The following is a 13,144-nucleotide window of genomic DNA, read 5'->3' on the forward strand; positions in this document are numbered from 1 at the left end:
AAGCATCACACCGCCTGGACAGTCCAGCCAATCAGCTCCCTGGCGATGCGTGCGAACGCTGCGTCGAACGCTGCGACCGCGGCGGCCGGCTCGACCTTGTCGAGCTTCTCGCTGGTCTCGACCAGGCGGGATGCGATTACCTTGCCATTCTTGTCGACGATCCGTGCCGACAGTCCAATCTCGACCCGCGGCTCGCCGTCCGTGGCAATGCGGAAACGCCTTATGTCGATCAGAAGCTGATATTCCGCCTGCCCCAATTCTGTCGTTCGCAACGGGGCGTGCGCAATATCGTAATTCTCGAAGCTGTCGATCAGCCGCGCCTGCACCAGCTTTGGAATGCTGTCGGCCCAGAGGAAGTCGGCGAAGCCTTTGATATCGCCAACCGGCGAGAACAGCATGCGCTGCGTCTGTAGCATCGCGACGGCGGTCGGCTCGGGAATGGCCAGCGATGCCGAGAGCATCTTGCCGGCACCTCCGAGATCTTGTGGCGTGCGGAGATCATAGGTGATCTTCTGTGCAGGCGCGCCGCCGCCGGTCATTTTCTCGAGGCCCGCCAGGATGCCGTCAATCTTACCCGTGTTGCGCGCAAGGCCATCCGAGAACGCCTTGAAATTGGCGATGGTGTCCTTGAGTGGGCCGGAATTGTCCTCAAGCACGGAATCGACGCGTCGCAGCGCCTCGCGCGCCGCCTGCGTCATGCTCTGGCCCGCGCCGGCCTCGGCGATCAAAGTCAGGGGTTCGCCGGGCTTCGCGGCGATCATGCCGCCCTCCAGCGTCACCACCGGCACGCCCGTCAGCCCCTGGAAATCGAGCCCGACCTTGGTGTCGGCGCGCACCGGCGTTGCCGAAGCGACCGAGATCGTCGCGTCGACGAAGCGCGGATTGTCGGGTGCAAGGCCGAGCTGGGTTACCTCACCGACGCGGATGCCGTTGAACAGGACGCCGGCGCCGACCAGAAGACCAGGCACCGGCCCCTGGAATTGCACATGATAGGTCGTGCGCGGCCCGATGCCACCGCTGTTGTTCAGCCAATAGACGAACCCGAATACCGCGAGGATCGCAGCCAGCACGAAGGTGCCGATCAGCACGTAGGGAGCGCGGGTTTCCATGTATCATCTCATCTGTGGTTGCAGCATCTGCGAGCGCTTGCCGTGGAAATAGGCCCGCACCCAGGGATGCTCGGATTGCAGCAGGTCGCGCATCGGCCCGATAGCCACGATCTTGCCGTCGGCAAGCGCGGCGACGCGGTCGCAGACCGTGGTAAGGCTCGCGAGATCATGGGTGACCATGAAGACAGTGAGCCCGAGGGTCTTTTGCAACGTCCGGATCAGCGCATCGAAATCGCCCGCTGCGATCGGGTCGAGGCCGGACGTCGGCTCGTCGAGGAAGAGGATCGGTGGATCGAGCGCGAGCGCGCGCGCCAGCGCCACGCGTTTGGTCATTCCGCCCGACAGTTCGGATGGATATTTGTCGCCATCCTGCGCGCGTAGCCCAACCATCTCGAGCTTGGCGATCGCGATCTCGTCCATCAGCTCCTGTGACAACACGAGATTTTCGCGAAACGGAAATTGTACATTCTGCCTGACGGTCAGCGAAGAGAACAGCGCGCCGTGCTGGAACAGAATGCCCCATGTCGCTGCGCGGCTGCGATCATGCGGGGCACCAATCGTCTGCCCCATGACTTCGATAGTGCCGCTGCGACGCGGGATAAGACCGATGATGGTACGCATCAGCACCGACTTGCCGCCGCCAGATGCGCCCACCAGCCCAAGAATCTCGCCGCAGCGGACATCGAGCGATAGATGGTCGAGCACGGTCTGACGGCCGAAACCAACGACGAGGTCACGGACCCGGATCGCGAACTCTGCTTGCGGCTCGGGCATCGTCACATTCCGATCGACGCGAAGAAGATCGCGAACAGGCCGTCCAGCACGATCACCAGAAAGATCGACTTGACCACCGACGTGGTCGTCTGCCGTCCCAGCGACTCCGCGCTGCCCTTGACCCGCAATCCCTCGCTGCAGGCAACGATCCCGATCACCAGAGCCATGAACGGCGCTTTCAGAATCCCGACCTCGAAGTGGGTGACGGAAATGGCTTCATGCAGCCGCGCGATGTAGATCGCAGGCCCCATGTCGCCGTAGAATTGCGCAACCAGACCGCCGCCATAGAGCGCGGCCATCGATCCAATGAAGGCGAGAATGGGCAGCGCGATGACGAGGGCAGCCACGCGCGGCAAGATCAGGACGTCGACGGGATCTAGCCCCATGGTGGAGAGCGCGTCGATCTCTTCACGCATTTTCATCGAGCCAAGCTCGGCCGTATAGGCGCTTCCCGAACGTCCAGCGACCATGATGGCGACGATCAGCACGCCGAGCTCGCGCAAGACGAGGATGCCGACCATGTCGACTGTGTAGGACTCCGCACCGAACCTGCGGAAATGAAAGAATCCCTGCTGGGCGATGATGGCGCCGATCAGGAAGGTGATCAGTACGACGATAGGAATCGCCTGCAGCCCGATCCGGTTGAGCTGATAGACCAGCGACGTCAGCCGCAGCGAGCGGGGCCGCCGCAAGATGCCGGCCACCGCCATGAACAGGGTACCCAGCATTTGCAGAAAAATCGCGATATCTTCACGCGCACCGATCGTGGCCTTGCCGAGGTCGTTCAGCCTGAGCAGAACCGGGTTGGAGGCGGCCGCCGGCGGCGGCATGTGACGATTGACCTGCCGCACCTCCTCCAGCAGGCCACTGAAATGATCGGCCACGCCCATGATCTTGGCTGGCCTGCCCGATGAGGCGGCTTTGCGCGACAACTTCTCCAGGATCCAGGCCCCGAGCGTATCGAGCGCGCTGATTCCCGACATGTCCAGCGTCACGGCTCTTGATCGATCGACCTCTGCGTCGACCGAGCGGGACAAAGTCTCGAGCGTCGTCACATTCGCCGCGGTCCAGGGCCCTTCCGGGCGCAATTTCAGCACATCGCCAGACGACGTCGCCAGCAACAGCGGTTCTGGGTTCACGCTTCCACCTCATCGGGACGATTTGGTCCCATTGAGCTGCTATATCTAGGCCAGCATGTGGCGGCGGGTTTGACCTGTCTCAAGACTGCTACCACGCGCCGCTTGACGCAAATCAAGCACGGGCGCACCGGCGCGACTTAGGTTTTGCTCCATTCAATGGAGACATCAAGTCCATGTTCGACAGCGACAGGGTGAGCGAAGAACTGCGGACGTTGAAGGTGGACGTTACCCGGCTGCTGAGCACGGCTGGCGAGGGGATGTTCGAGAGTTCGAAGGGCCGTGCCGAGATTCTCGCCGATCAGATCAAGGCGGCGCTGGCCGAACTCGGCGAAACCGTGAGCGAAGATCAAGAGCAGCTCCATGACCTCATCACGGGGCGCCCGGTCGCCTCGCTCGCGTCCGCTTTTGCGCTCGGCGTGGTGGTCGGCTTCATGCTGCGGAGGCACTAGGTGAATAGCGAGAATGTGATCAAGCATCTGCGCGCCTTGTGGCGCACCGACAGGATCATCGCGGATATCCGGCTGCGCCACCTGCTGGTCGGACTTGGCCTGCGGGCCTTCGCCGCGCTGATCGCCGCATTCGGTCTCTTGATGCTGGAGCTGTCGGCCTATTTCGCCCTGGTCCAGATCTGGAGCGCGATCACCGCGGCGGCGGTCCTCGGAGCGATCAATTTCGCTATCGCGGCGGCCCTGTTCATCGTCGCCGGGCGCCCGCCATCCGGCCGCGACATTGAGCTCGCCAATGAGATCCACGGCACATCGATCGAGGCGCTTCAGGTCGAAGCCCGAGCGTTTCAGGCCGAATTGACCGGCGCAGTCCATCATCCGCTGAGCACAATCGTGCCGGTGCTGGTGCCGCTCATTGCGATCATCGTCAGGAACATGCGGAAGACCGCGAGAGAGAGCGCACCGGACGTAAGTTCCGAAGCGCGTTCGTAGCGAGCCGCCTCAGAGCTTCAGCCGGACGTCGCAGAGGTCAGGCTCGGTCGGATCCGGCTTGATCTCGAAGCCGAGTTGCCGGCACATCTCGAGCATCACGACGTTCTCCTTGAGCACGTCGCCCGAGATGGTCTTGAGGCCTTCCGATCTGGCATAGTCGATGATCAGCTGCATCAAGGCCCAGCCGAGGCCCCTGCCCTTGAGGTCGGAGCGCAGCAGGATCGCGTATTCGCCTCTCTCGTAGATCGAGTCCGAGTGCAACCGCACCACTCCGACCATCTCATTGCTGTCGTCGAACGCGATGAACGCCATGGCCCGCGCATAGTCGAGCTGGGTCAGGCGCGCGATGAACTCGTGGGTGAACTCCTTCATCGGCGCGAAGAACCGGAGGCGAAGATCGTGCGGCGTGACGTGACGCAGGAATTCGTGAATGGTCGGCTCGTCCTCGGGGCGCAGGGGACGCACCGAGATGCGCCAGCCATCCTTGAGCGTAAGGCGACGCTCCCATTGCGACGGATAGGCACGGACGGCGAAATTTGCAGGCCCGGAGCCCGCGAATTTCCGCTGCGGCGGCCCCACGGCCACGCGGGCGTCGACCGCCGTTACGCCGGTTTCGTCGGCGAGCAGAGGGTTGATATCGAGCTCACGGATCTCGGGAATGTCCGCCGCCATCTGCGCCAGCTTGACCAAGGCCAAAGGGACGGCGTCCTGCTTGACAGCCGGCACGTCCCGGTAGGCACGTAGCAACCGTGACACGCGCGTACGCTCAATCAGATCGCGGGCAAGCTGTAAATCAAGCGGCGGCAGCGCCAGAGCCTTGTCATTGATGATCTCAACCGCCGTCCCGCCGCGGCCGAACACGACGACGGTGCCGAACGTCGGATCATCGGCGAGACCCAAGATCAGCTCTCGCGCCTTGGCCTTGACCACCATTGCCTGCACAATGATGCCATCGATGCGGGCTTCGGGCCGCAACCTCTTCGCCCGCGCGAGAATCTCGGCGGCGGCCGCGCGTACCGCGGCCGGCGTCGTCAGATTGAGCACGACACCGCCGACGTCGGACTTGTGCACGATGTCGCGCGACAGGATCTTGAGCACGACGGTGGCCCCCCGTGCGAATATCTCATCCGCGCAGGCGACCGCCTGCTCGACATCTTCGGCCGCGTAGGTCGGCACCATGGCGATATCATAACACCCAAGCAGATGCTTGATCTCGACAGGCTCCAGCCATTTGCGCCCGTCGGCGATGACCGCCGTGACGATCTGCTTCGCGGCCGCAACGTCGGGCACGAAAGTGTCGGGCATCGCCGGGGGAACCTGGCTCAGCTCGTCGACCACTTCGCGATGTCGGACCATGTGCATGAAGCCGCGCACGGCATCATCTTCAGTCGGATAGTTCGGAATGCCGGCGGCGGATAGCGTCGCGATGATCTCCTGATCAGCCCCGACCCAGGCCGCAAGCACAGGCTTGGCCCAACTGCGGTGCTTCTCGCGATATTTGCCGATGAGATCGGTCACAGTCGTCGCGATCTGGGCGGCCGATGCGATCGCAGTCTGCACATTGAGCACCAGGACCGCATCATTGCCGGGATCGTCGAGCAGCACCTCCAGCGCAGCAGCGTAACGCGGCGCGTCGGCGTCACCGACGATGTCGACGGGATTTGCGCCGGACCAGGTCGGCGGCAGCACCGCGTCGAGCCTCTGGCGCGCCTCCGGTGTCATGGGCGCGGGAATTCCGCCAAGGTCCGCGAGCCGATCGACCGCGAGGACGCCGATGCCACCACCATTGGTCAGAATCGCAAGGCGCTTTCCCGCCGGCGACCCGACCCGGCCCAGGGTCTCGGCACAATCGAACAACTCGCGCAGATCGGATACCCGAAGGACGCCGGCGCGGCGGAAGGCCGCATCATAGACCGCGTCGGCGCCAGCGAGCGCGCCTGTATGCGTGGCAGCCGCCTTCGCCCCCTGCGCCATGCGGCCAGACTTCACGACGACGACCGGCTTCACACGCGCCGCGGCGCGCGCCGCCGACATGAATTTCCGCGCGTCCTTGATGGCCTCGATGTAGAGCAGGATCGCCCGCGTCTTGTGGTCCATCGCGAAATAGTCGAGCAGATCCGCGATGTCGACGTCGATCTGATCGCCGATCGTAACGATGCCCGAGAAGCCCACGCCACGCTGCGCGGCCCAGTCCACCATGCCGGCTGCGATTGCGCCCGATTGGGAGATCAGCGCGAGGTTGCCTGCCGCCGGCATGTGCGCCGCGAAGGTCGCATTGAGGCTTGTGCCAGGCATCATGATGCCGAGGCAGTTGGGTCCGATCAGTCGCATGCCATATTTGCGGGCGGCGACGATGGTGGCGTCCTCGAGCGAACCCGGTCCCTGGCCGAGCCCCGCTGAAACGATCAGGGCCCCGGCCGCGCCAAGACGGCCGGCCTGATCGATGATGTCGGGAATCTCGCGTGCCGGCGCGGTGACGACGATGAGCTCAGGCACGAAGGACAGTTGCGCCAGGCTGGCTACGGCAGTCATGCCGTCGATCTCCGCATGGCGCGGGTTCACCAAGCCGAACAGCCCCTTGAACCCCGCCTTGCGAATGTTCTCCAGGATCGCACGTCCGACAGAGACCGGGCGGGAGCTTGCGCCGACCAGCGCGACCGACCGGGGCGACAACAGGTTTTTCAGGCGGTAAGTCGACATGATCACAATCGTCCGATCGGGCAAAGGGTCCGACAGAAGCTAGCCCGATAGGATATGAGTTGAAACCCACCTAGTGCGACATCATCACCCAGCATGGTGGCTGGCCGATGACGGTCTTGGTCACGCCACCCCAGACAGTCTCGTTCAGGCGCGAATGGTGATAGGCACCCATGACGATGGCGTCGACGGCATGAGATTGTGCCCAGCTCCCGAGCACCTTGCCGGTCGAACTCCCGTCGCCCTTCACCGTCGCGAAGGACGCATAAATCCCATGTTCCCTGAGATGGTGGACGAGACTATCGCCGGATTGCGCAATCGCTTCGTCCTGATCGTCTGCCACGGTGACGACGTGTACCACGGTTGCCGCTTGCAGGATCGGCAATGCGTCGCCGACAGCGCGTGCGGCGCACGCCGAGTGGTCCCAGGCAATCATGACATTCTCGAATTCGGGCCGTAACGTCGCCGCGGGCTCTTCCGGACACAGCAGCAGCGGCCGCCCGGATTGGAACAGGAACGTTTCAATGAGATTTTCGGTTCGGCTGTCGTGCGGCCTCACGGGGATCAAAGCGAGATCGCTGAAGCGCGCATGTTCGGCCAAGGTCGATGCGATCTGGTCCGGCGGCACCCTGCCCGATCGGCTTTGAGCTCGAATGCCGACACGTGAGGCCGCGTTGGTGAAGGCGTTCAAGAGTTGCTGCAACTCGCCCGCCTTGCCCACATGATCGAGTTCGGCGGACTCCGGGTCATCGGGGAGCACCACCTTCGGCCGCACGAAGGCGTCTTCCTCGAGCGCGAGCCCGGTGATCCTGGCGCCGAGATCGGCGGCAACGGCGACGCACTTCTCGATCGCGGCCAACGTGGGGGCGCGCGGCTCGCCAAAAAGCGGCAGAAAGACGTCTTTGATGGGCATCGGGATTCTCCTTGGCAACCAAAATAGGCTGGTTTTCGTTAGGCCTCTTGATTCTGGTCAAGGCGGGAACTCCGCCCGGTCGGGCAGCGGCAGACGTTGACCGAGGTCAAGGACTAGCCACTCCGTCATTCTATGGATATTCAATCGGAGCGGTTCGCCCCGGAGAGACTTATGCGTGCAATGGTGTTGCCGGCCCCACGGGCGCGACTCCGAATGGAGGAGCGGCCTGACCCCGTCCCCGGTAATGGCCAGATCCGGGTGAAGATCAGCGCTTGCGGGGTGTGCCGGACCGACCTGCACGTCGTCGACGCCGAGTTGCCTGGTATTCGTTATCCGATTGTGCCTGGGCATGAGATCATTGGCCGGGTCGACCTCGTCGGCCCCAATGTTACAACACATGCGCCTGGTGATCGGGTCGGCATTCCCTGGCTCGGCTCTACGTGCGGAATCTGTCGATTCTGCCGGGACGGCATGGAAAACCTCTGCGACACTCCGCTGTTCACCGGCTACACGCGCGACGGCGGCTACGCAACGCACACCATCGCCGACGCGCGCTACGCGTTTCCACTGGACGAAGGCAGCAATGACGTGGAGATCGCCCCTCTGCTGTGCGCTGGGCTGATCGGCTGGCGCTCGCTGGTGCTGGCTGGTCCTGCGGAGAAGCTCGGTCTCTATGGTTTTGGCGCGGCCGGCCATATCATCGCGCAAGTCGCGGTCTGGCAGAGACGATCTGTCTATGCATTCACGCGGCGCGGCGATGATGCCGCACAAACCCTCGCGCGACGTCTTGGTGCGGTCTGGGCGGGGGCGTCTGACGAGATGCCCGCCGAACCGCTCGACGCCGCGATCATTTACGCACCAGCCGGCGAACTCGTTCCGGCCGCGTTGCGCGCCGTTCGAAAAGGCGGACGCGTCGTGTGCGCCGGCATCCACATGACCGACATCCCGAGCTTCCCGTATGGTTTGCTCTGGGAGGAACGGCAGTTGGTCTCGGTTGCCAATCTGACCCGGCAAGATGGCCTGGATTTTCTCAGGATCGCACCGCAGGCCGGCGTGCGCACCGAGACGACGGCATTTCCGCTGGATCAAGCCAACGACGTCCTCAGCATGCTACGGAATGGCCAGATTCTGGGTGCGGCCGTCCTGACGCCCTGAGGGTGCTTCGAATGCCTGCCTCGACGAAAGATCAAACAACCATCCAGGAACGGATCTTCCAAGCACTGGCTGGGCATCCAGGCGTGACGCGGATCGATACGCACGGCGCCTCGGTCTTTCTCGACGGCGATCGCGCGTTAAAGATCAAACGAGCCGTGCGATTTCCCTTCCTCGACTATTCGACGCTCGAGAAGCGCAAGGCGGCCTGCGAGGAGGAAATCCGGATCAACCGGCCATTGGCGCCGCAGATCTATCACGGCGTCATCGCGATCACCGAGGAGCCCGACGGTTCGGTGGCGGTCGACGGCCGTGGACGACCGATCGAGTATGCGGTCGACATGTCGCGCTTCGACGAAAACCGGACGCTGGACCATCTGGCCAAGGCCGGTCCGCTGGATGCAGACCTCTCCATGGCCGTCGCCGCGGCGATCGCAGCTTCGCACACCGCGACATCGCCCGCCAACCGGGAAGAGTGGGTCTCCTCCATCCCCGCGCTGATCGATGGCAACAGCGACGGCCTGCGAAGCGACAACCATTTCGACGCGGCAGCGATCGAACAACTCGGCAAAGCTTCGCACGAGGCATTTGTGCGCGTACGTCCCCTGCTCGAGGAACGCCATCGTCAGGGCTTCGTACGGCGCTGCCATGGCGATCTGCATCTCGCCAATATCGTGCTGATCGACCAGCGCCCCGTGCTGTTCGACGCCATCGAATTCGACGCACGGATGGCAACAGTCGACGTGCTCTACGACCTGGCATTCACGCTGATGGACCTGCTCCGTCACGACCAGCCCGTTGCCGCCAACGCCGTCTTGAACGGGTATCTTGCCGCGACACCGCCCGGAAATCTGGACGCGCTTGCCGCCTTGCCGTTGTTCATGTCGATCCGGGCTGCAATCCGCGCCCAGGTAGCCGTGGCGCGGTTGAAGCGCCCGCATGCCAGCGAGCCCGATATCCTCGATGATGCTCGCCGCTATTTCGACCTTGCGCGTAAGCTGATCCAGCCTGCCGCTCCCCGCCTGATCGCGGTGGGCGGACTGTCTGGCACCGGCAAGTCAGTTCTAGCGCGCGCACTCGCATCGCGCCGCAGCCGGGGGCCGTCGTGTTGCGGAGCGACGTCATTCGCAAGCAGATGTTCGGGGTCGCCGAGACGGAGCGGCTGCCGCCATCTGCCTATACGCCCGAGCTTGCCGAACGGGTCTACGCAACACTGGCCGGGCACACCCGCCGCATATTGGCACAGGGCCATTCCGTGGTCGTCGACGGCGTATTTGCCCGCGACTTCGAAAGAGACGCTTTCGCCAAGCTAGCCCGGGATTGCCACGTGCCTTTCACCGGCCTTTTCCTGGTCGCCGACCTGGCGACACGGCAGGCCCGAATCGGTGGTCGCAGCAGTGATGCATCGGATGCCACGCAACAGGTTGCCGCGTTGCAAGAGCATTATAATATCGGCCACATCGGTTGGGCGACCATCGACGCGTCCGGAACGCAAGCGCAGACGCTCCAGAGCTGCCGGGACGCGATCGCTAAGGATAGCAAGGCAATCTGATTAGCGCGGGCTAGGATGGCGCGACCCACTAGGAGTTCGAAGGCGACCGCCGGTGCGAAGCCGAAGGCAAGCACGCTGCCCGGCCGCCTGAGCCCCGGCATGGCCTGCGACACAGCCTTCCGGATCATCGCGCGCCGTCACCTCGCAGCCGTCCTTGCCCAGCACGACGGCACCTGCCGTGGCGATCCGGACGCACTGCACGAGATCCGAATCGCGCTGACCCATTTGCGGACTGCAATTCGCTTCTTTTCGCCTATGATCGACGATGCGTTGCGCCCCGAAGTCTGGGCCGAGTTGAAGTGGCTGAATAGTCAGCTCGGCATGGTGCGTGACCTCGACGTCGCCATTGAACGCATTACGTCCGAGGCCGGCGGCGAGCTCGCCGTCATCGCCGAACTCCGGCACTGGGAGGAGAAGCGCGCCGAAAGCCATCGTCTGCTGGCCCGTGCGCTGCAATCGGCACGGTATCGTCGGCTGGTCGAACAGACCTCGAACTGGATCGAGAGCGGCCCCTGGTCGACGCGCCGTAGCAAAGTGGCCATCCGGCTACGCCGCTGCCCGCTCGCCGACCACGCGACGGCACAGCTGACCGAATGGGAAAGGACGCTGCTCAGGAAGGCCAAAAGGCTACACAAGCTTGATGTCGAGAAGCGGCACAAGCTGCGGATTCTCAACAAGCGGCTGACCTATTCGATCGAGTCGCTCGAGGATCTGTTCGCGGGCACGTCACAGACGAAGCAGAAGTCGATCCTCAAGCAACTGCGCAAGGCGCAAAAGTCCCTCGGACAGCTGAACGACGATGCGCGCGGCCAGACACTGGCCGCGTCGTTGAACGAGGCCGTTCCCGAAGCCGGCATCCGCTTTCTCGACCGCAACCGGGAGAAGAAACTGTTGCAGACTGCTTCGACCGCGTATCGCAAATTGAACAAGGCCAAGCCCTTCCGCTCCTCCGATCTGACGCCGGACGCGGAGCCTGAGGACTAGGTGCGGATGTAGTCGCCGGGAGCATCGGGCAGGCCGCTGAGATCGCCATATCCGATCCGCGGCGGATCACAGAGCGCGCCGGATCTCGCGACCAGCCAGCGGGTCCACTCCGGCCACCACGATCCCTCGACATGGGGCGCCAGCTTCAGCCATTCATCCGGGCCGACATAGGGCTCGTCTGCAGCCTTGGTCATGACCTGATAGCTGTGCCCCGGCTCGTCGGGGGGCGCGACGACGCCTGCGTTGTGGCCGCCACTAGTCAACAGAAAGGTCAGATCAGCATCGACTTGATAGTGGAGCTTGTGCACAGATCGCCACGGCGCCACGTGATCAGTGATCGTACCGACCGCGAACATCGTCGTATGAATGTCGGAGAGCGAGATGTTCCGGCCTTCCACAAGGTAACGTCCTTCGGCGAGATCATTGTCAAGGAACAGCTTACGCAGATATTCCGAATGCATGCGATAGGGCAATCGTGTTGCGTCCGCGTTCCAAGCCATCAGATCGCTCGGCGGCGCCGCGTCGCCCATCAGGTAGTCGCGAGACAGCCGCGACCAGATCAGGTCGTTGGAACGGAGCAGCGCGAACGCGGCGGCCATCTGTGCCGTATCCAGATAGCCTCGCTGCGACATCACGTCCTCAAGGAAGGCGACTTGGCTCTCATTGATGAAGAGCGTCAGCTCGCCGGCTTCGGTGAAGTCGGTCTGCGCCGCCAGAAGCGTGATGGTGCCCAGGCGATCATCGCCGTCGCGCGCCATTGCAGCGGCAGCAATGGACAGCAAAGTGCCGCCAAGACAATAACCGAGCGCATGGGCTTTCTGCCCGGGCAGGATACGGCCAATCGCATCCAGCGCGGCCATCACCCCCAGCTTGCGGTAGTCGTCAAACGCAACATTCCGATCTCTGGCGTCCGGATTGCGCCAGGAGATTGCAAACACGGTAAAGCCCTGTTCGGTGAGAAATTTGACCAGCGAATTCTGCGGCGACAGATCGAGGATGTAGTATTTCATGATCCAGGCCGGCACGATCAGGATCGGCTCCGGCCGCACTCTTGCCGTCGTCGGATGATACTGGATCAGTTCGATCAGCGCATTGCGGTAGACGACCTTGCCAGGCGACGCAGCAACCGTCTGGCCGACGACAAACTGATCATTCCCGACAGGCTTTGCGGCCAAGAGCATCCGCATGAGATCGCCGCACCAATTCTGCCAGCCAAAGACAAAATTCTCTCCGCCGCTTTGAAACGCCCTCTCCAGCACCTCTGGGTTTGTTGCGGCGAAATTCGACGGGGCAAGCGTGTCGAGCACCTGGCGCATCGAGAATTCGACGATGGCTTCGTTCGCATGCGAGACGCCTCGCACACCCGACGTAGCATCGTGCCACCAGCGCTCGCCAAGCAGAAACGCCTGCGCAAGAAGATTGAAGGGCGGCGCTTCCCATTGCGGCTCCCTGAAACGACGGTCCCGCTTCTCCGGCCGGATTACCGACCAGGGTGCTAGCCCCGCTGCCGTCGCGTGCGTAGCTGCTTCCAGCAACCGGCTGCTATCACGAATGACCTTGTTGGCGATCTCCATCCGTCGCTGCGGCGCCCACGCGAGATGGGAACTCCAATCGAGCCAGGCCAGCATCAAGGCGGTCGGCGAAAGCCCGCCCGTGAACCGCGCCAGCATCGCATGGAACATGCGGTCTAGAGGATAGCATTCCGATGCCGGCTCGGTGGTCGACGTCTCGCCGGTTGAATTTGTGCTTGTCGCAGACGAGGCGGCGCCAACAACCGGCTCGACGGATGACGCTGGCAACACCGGCTCTGCCGTCCGAGGAAGGGTCTGTACGATGCTCATGGGCAAGGATTCTCGTGCGCTTCTGCTGATTGCGCAGCAGGATAC

The 13,144-nt window shown here is 63.3% G+C and carries 10 protein-coding genes and 1 pseudogene; 5 read left to right on the top strand and 6 right to left on the bottom strand.

Annotated elements, in window-relative coordinates; genetic code table 11:
- Positions 1–5 precede the first annotated feature (5 nt).
- Genes XH80_RS27950 through XH80_RS27960 form a run of 3 tightly spaced genes read right to left on the bottom strand, consistent with a single transcriptional unit; the run spans position 6 to position 3,022 of the window.
- Positions 6–1,109 carry an ABC-type transport auxiliary lipoprotein family protein gene (locus XH80_RS27950; protein ID WP_271601348.1) on the bottom strand — a complete coding sequence of 368 codons (1,104 nt, stop codon included), beginning with the start codon at positions 1,107–1,109 and terminating at the stop codon, positions 6–8.
- A 3-nt stretch (positions 1,110–1,112) separates the two neighbouring features.
- Positions 1,113–1,883, bottom strand: a complete 771-nt coding sequence (locus XH80_RS27955; RefSeq protein ID WP_271601349.1) for an ABC transporter ATP-binding protein — start codon at positions 1,881–1,883, stop codon at positions 1,113–1,115.
- A 2-nt stretch (positions 1,884–1,885) separates the two neighbouring features.
- Positions 1,886–3,022: an ABC transporter permease gene (locus tag XH80_RS27960; protein WP_271601350.1), complete on the bottom strand. Its 1,137-nt coding sequence runs from the start codon at positions 3,020–3,022 to the stop codon at positions 1,886–1,888.
- 173 nt (positions 3,023–3,195) lie between these two features.
- Here XH80_RS27960 and XH80_RS27965 point away from each other — a divergent pair, with 173 nt between their 5' ends.
- Together XH80_RS27965 and XH80_RS27970 are read left to right on the top strand one after the other, a co-directional pair.
- Positions 3,196–3,471: a hypothetical protein gene (locus tag XH80_RS27965; protein WP_271601351.1), complete on the top strand. Its 276-nt coding sequence runs from the start codon at positions 3,196–3,198 to the stop codon at positions 3,469–3,471.
- Complete coding sequence (locus XH80_RS27970) at positions 3,472–3,960, top strand: phage holin family protein (RefSeq protein ID WP_271601352.1); 489 nt, start codon at positions 3,472–3,474, stop codon at positions 3,958–3,960.
- Between the two features lie 9 nt (positions 3,961–3,969).
- Here the strand turns inward: XH80_RS27970 and XH80_RS27975 are convergent, their stop codons facing one another.
- A complete protein-coding gene (locus XH80_RS27975) occupies positions 3,970–6,660 on the bottom strand; it encodes a bifunctional acetate--CoA ligase family protein/GNAT family N-acetyltransferase (RefSeq protein ID WP_271601353.1) in 2,691 nt (896 codons plus the stop codon).
- Between the two features lie 70 nt (positions 6,661–6,730).
- Complete coding sequence (locus tag XH80_RS27980) at positions 6,731–7,570, bottom strand: universal stress protein (protein ID WP_271601354.1); 840 nt, start codon at positions 7,568–7,570, stop codon at positions 6,731–6,733.
- Positions 7,571–7,741: 171 nt separating this feature from the next.
- Here XH80_RS27980 and XH80_RS27985 point away from each other — a divergent pair, with 171 nt between their 5' ends.
- The 3 genes and pseudogenes from XH80_RS27985 (at position 7,742) to XH80_RS27995 (ending at position 11,258) form a co-directional block, all read left to right on the top strand.
- Positions 7,742–8,725: a zinc-dependent alcohol dehydrogenase family protein gene (locus XH80_RS27985; RefSeq protein ID WP_271601355.1), complete on the top strand. Its 984-nt coding sequence runs from the start codon at positions 7,742–7,744 to the stop codon at positions 8,723–8,725.
- Between the two features lie 11 nt (positions 8,726–8,736).
- A pseudogene (locus tag XH80_RS27990) lies at positions 8,737–10,274 on the top strand (bifunctional aminoglycoside phosphotransferase/ATP-binding protein).
- 15 nt (positions 10,275–10,289) lie between these two features.
- Positions 10,290–11,258 (top strand): CHAD domain-containing protein, encoded by a 969-nt coding sequence (locus XH80_RS27995; RefSeq protein WP_271601356.1) that lies wholly within the window; start codon positions 10,290–10,292, stop codon positions 11,256–11,258.
- Here the strand turns inward: XH80_RS27995 and XH80_RS28000 are convergent.
- A complete protein-coding gene (locus XH80_RS28000; RefSeq protein ID WP_271601357.1) occupies positions 11,255–13,099 on the bottom strand; it encodes a PHA/PHB synthase family protein in 1,845 nt (614 codons plus the stop codon). The two genes, XH80_RS27995 and XH80_RS28000, sit on opposite strands and share 4 nt — an antisense overlap.
- Between the last annotated feature and the right edge of the window lie 45 nt (positions 13,100–13,144).

The organism is Bradyrhizobium sp. CCBAU 45384 (genome assembly GCF_028128665.1).
Taxonomy (GTDB): domain Bacteria; phylum Pseudomonadota; class Alphaproteobacteria; order Rhizobiales; family Xanthobacteraceae; genus Bradyrhizobium; species Bradyrhizobium manausense.